Below are 3,310 nucleotides of genomic sequence, written 5' to 3' on the forward strand. Positions count from 1 at the left end.
GGCGCACGTCTTCGGTGAACGCACTCTGGCCACACTGGAGCGTCTTCTGAGCCTGCTGTCGGCCTTTGAGGTCGTGGTATGGATGACGGATGGCTGGCCGCTGTATGAATCACGCCTGAAGGGAAAGCTGCACGTTATCAGCAAGCGTTACACTCAGCGCATTGAGCGACATAATCTGAATCTGAGACAACATCTGGCAAGGCTGGGACGGAAGTCACTGTCGTTCTCAAAATCGGTGGAGCTGCATGACAAGGTCATCGGGCATTATCTGAACATAAAACACTATCAGTAAGTTGGAGTCATTACCCATGCTGGAGAGGAAGAGTATTCCCCGGTCAGGCGACCGGGGAAGGGGAGAGATTAATGTGCGCGGCCTTGCTCAACGCCAAAGCCGGTCTGGGAGCGGATAAACTGCGCACGGAACAGTTCACGCTCGCGCGCACCTTCCGCTGAGTTATCGGTTGCCGAGAAGAACCAGATGCCGAGGAATGCCACGCTGATAGAGAACAGCGCCGGGTATTCATACGGGAAGATGGCTTTTTCGTGACCGAGGATCTGTACCCAAATAGTTGGGCCGAGGATCATCAGCACCACTGCGGTAATCAGCCCCAGCCAGCCGCCCAGCATCGTGCCACGGGTAGTCAGTTTCGACCAGTACATGGAAAGCAGAATGATCGGGAAGTTACAGCTCGCCGCGATGGCAAACGCAAGGCCTACCATAAAGGCGATGTTCTGATTCTCAAACAGCACGCCGAGGATAATCGCAATCACACCCAAAATCAGGACGGTGATTTTCGATACCCGCAGTTCTTCACGTTCGGTCGCACCTTTTTTGAAGACGTTAGCGAACAAGTCATGCGAAACCGCGGATGCGCCCGCCAGCGTCAGACCCGCAACCACCGCGAGGATAGTGGCGAAAGCAACCGCTGAAATAAAACCGAGGAACAGGTTGCCGCCCACTGCATTCGCCAGGTGAACGGCCGCCATGTTGTTACCACCAATCAGATGGCCCGCCGCGTCTTTATATTCCGGATTCGCACCAACCAGCATGATCGCGCCGAAGCCGATAATAAAGGTCAGAATATAGAAGTAGCCCATAAACCCGGTGGCGTAGAACACGCTCTTACGTGCTTCGCGGGCATCGCTGACTGTAAAGAAGCGCATCAGAATGTGCGGCAAGCCCGCCGTACCAAACATCAGTCCCAGACCCAGAGAGAGCGCGGAGATCGGATCTTTCACCAGCCCGCCCGGCTTCATGATGTCGACACCTTTCGGGTGTACCGCCATCGCTTCGCTGAACAGATTATTGAAGCTAAAGCCGACGTGTTTCATCACCATAAAGGCCATAAAGCTGGCACCGAACAGCAACAGCACGGCTTTAATAATTTGCACCCAGGTGGTCGCCAGCATGCCGCCGAACAGGACGTACATCATCATCAGCACGCCGACCAGCACCACCGCAATGTGATAGTTAAGGCCAAACAGCAGCTCGATCAGTTTACCTGCGCCTACCATCTGGGCGATAAGGTAAAGCGCCACCACCACCAGAGAACCACAGGCCGAAAGAATACGAATCGGCCCTTGTTTCAGGCGGTAAGAGGCTACATCGGCAAAGGTGTAGCGTCCCAGGTTACGCAGACGTTCGGCAATCAGGAACAAAATGATCGGCCAGCCCACCAGGAAGCCCAGCGAGTAAATTAAGCCGTCATAGCCGGAGGTAAACACCAGCGCGGAGATCCCCAAAAATGAGGCGGCGGACATATAGTCACCGGCAATCGCCAGCCCGTTCTGGAAGCCTGTGATATTGCCGCCTGCCGTGTAGTAGTCGCTACGAGAACGTACGCGTTTTGATGCCCAGTAGGTAATGCCGAGCGTAAACACGACGAAAATCAGGAACATAATAATCGCCTGCCAGTTCGTTGGCTGGCGCTCTACGGCCCCGCTAATAGCATCCGCGGCGTTAGCTGCGAAAGGGAGTGTGGCGGCAAGCGCCGTCAGAACTCTTTTCATGATGCTTGTACCTCATGCAGGACTTCATTATTAAGACGGTCGAATTCGCCGTTCGCCCGCCAGATGTAGATACCGGTGAGAACAAAGGAGATCACAATCACTCCAACACCAATTGGAATACCGCGTGTGACGCTGGTGTTCGGATTCAGCGGCGTGCCCAGCCAGCCGGGCGCGAAGGCGATCAGTAAAATAAAGCCGATATAAACTGCCAGCATAATAATCGACAGGATGGTGGCAAACCGTTGCCGTTTTTCGACTAACTCCCTGAAATGCGCATTGTCTTCTATCCGCTGATAAATAGTGCCATTCATCACAGATTCTCCAGAGGTAATGTAGGGATTGTTTTAATTCCCGCTCCCTTATGGGAGAAGGTTAACGCTCGGGTAACCCTTGCCGAATGTAGGCCGGATAAGGCGTTTACGCCGCATCCGGCAATCAATGCCTGATGCGACGCTGTCGCGTCTTATCAGGCCTACAAACCGTTACCGACTCGCATCCGGCAATTGTGGGTTACGATGGCATCGCGATAGCCTGCTTCTCTTCAAGCAGCTTCTCGACTACGCCAGGATCGGCAAGCGTCGAGGTATCGCCCAGGTTGCTGGTATCGCCCGCCGCAATTTTGCGCAGAATACGGCGCATAATTTTGCCGGAGCGGGTTTTAGGCAGGGAGTCGGTCCAGTGCAGCACGTCTGGCGTCGCCAGCGGGCCAATCTCTTTACGCACCCAGTTGCGGACTTCTGCGTACAGTTCTGGTGACGGTTCCTCCCCGTGATTAAGCGTGACGTAGGCGTAGATCGCCTGACCTTTAATATTGTGCGGAATACCTACTACGGCGGCTTCGGCAATCTTCGGATGCGCTACCAGCGCCGACTCAATCTCTGCCGTCCCCAGACGGTGACCGGAGACGTTCAGCACGTCGTCCACACGCCCGGTGATCCAGTAATAGCCATCTTCATCGCGACGCGCGCCGTCGCCGCTGAAATACATATTTTTGAAGGTGGAGTGGATTTGCCCCTATATTTCCAGACATCTGTTATCACTTAACCCATTACAAGCCCGCTGCCGCAGATATTCCCGTGGCGAGCGATAACCCAGCGCACTATGCGGATGCCATTCGTTATAATGCTCGAACGCCTCTGCAAGGTTCTTTGCTGCCGTTAACCCGTCTGGTTTGGGCATGATACTGATGTAGTCACGCTTTATCGTTTTCACGAAGCTCTCTGCTATTCCGTTACTCTCCGGACTCCGCACCGCCGTGTTCTTCGGTTCAAGTCCCAACATCCGGGCGAACTGGCGTGTT

At 54.4% G+C, this 3,310-nt stretch carries 3 protein-coding genes and 2 pseudogenes; 1 reads left to right on the forward strand and 4 read right to left on the reverse strand.

Annotation, left to right across the window (positions count from 1 at the left end; all coding sequences use genetic code 11):
- A pseudogene (locus BFF42_RS13170) lies at positions 1 to 292 on the forward strand (IS1-like element IS1X2 family transposase); the annotation flags it as partial.
- Between the two features lie 68 nt (positions 293 to 360).
- Here the strand turns inward: BFF42_RS13170 and actP are convergent.
- The 4 genes and pseudogenes from actP to BFF42_RS13190 all read right to left on the reverse strand — a co-directional run.
- Positions 361 to 2,010, reverse strand: a complete 1,650-nt coding sequence (gene actP, locus BFF42_RS13175) for a cation/acetate symporter ActP (protein ID WP_000832565.1) — start codon at positions 2,008 to 2,010, stop codon at positions 361 to 363.
- The gene (locus BFF42_RS13180) at positions 2,007 to 2,321 is read right to left on the reverse strand and encodes a DUF485 domain-containing protein (RefSeq protein WP_001014565.1); all 315 of its coding nucleotides are present in this window, start codon (positions 2,319 to 2,321) and stop codon (positions 2,007 to 2,009) included. The genes actP and BFF42_RS13180 overlap by 4 nt, the downstream gene beginning before the upstream one ends.
- 199 nt (positions 2,322 to 2,520) lie before the next feature.
- Positions 2,521 to 3,012 (reverse strand): annotated as a pseudogene (locus tag BFF42_RS13185) (AMP-binding enzyme); the annotation flags it as partial.
- Between the two features lie 12 nt (positions 3,013 to 3,024).
- The coding region (locus tag BFF42_RS13190; protein WP_000318964.1) for an integrase core domain-containing protein at positions 3,025 to 3,310 on the reverse strand (286 nt) is incomplete at its 5' end.

It is taken from the genome of Shigella sp. FC1661 (assembly GCF_001712525.1).
In the GTDB taxonomy this organism is placed as follows: domain Bacteria; phylum Pseudomonadota; class Gammaproteobacteria; order Enterobacterales; family Enterobacteriaceae; genus Escherichia; species Escherichia coli.

Excerpts from the sequence above, each read along its gene's own strand:
- BFF42_RS13180 (WP_001014565.1), bottom strand. The coding sequence starts at position 2,321 with ATGAATGGCACTATTTATCAGCGGATAGAAGACAATGCGCATTTCAGG.
- actP (WP_000832565.1), bottom strand. The coding sequence starts at position 2,010 with ATGAAAAGAGTTCTGACGGCGCTTGCCGCCACACTCCCTTTCGCAGCT.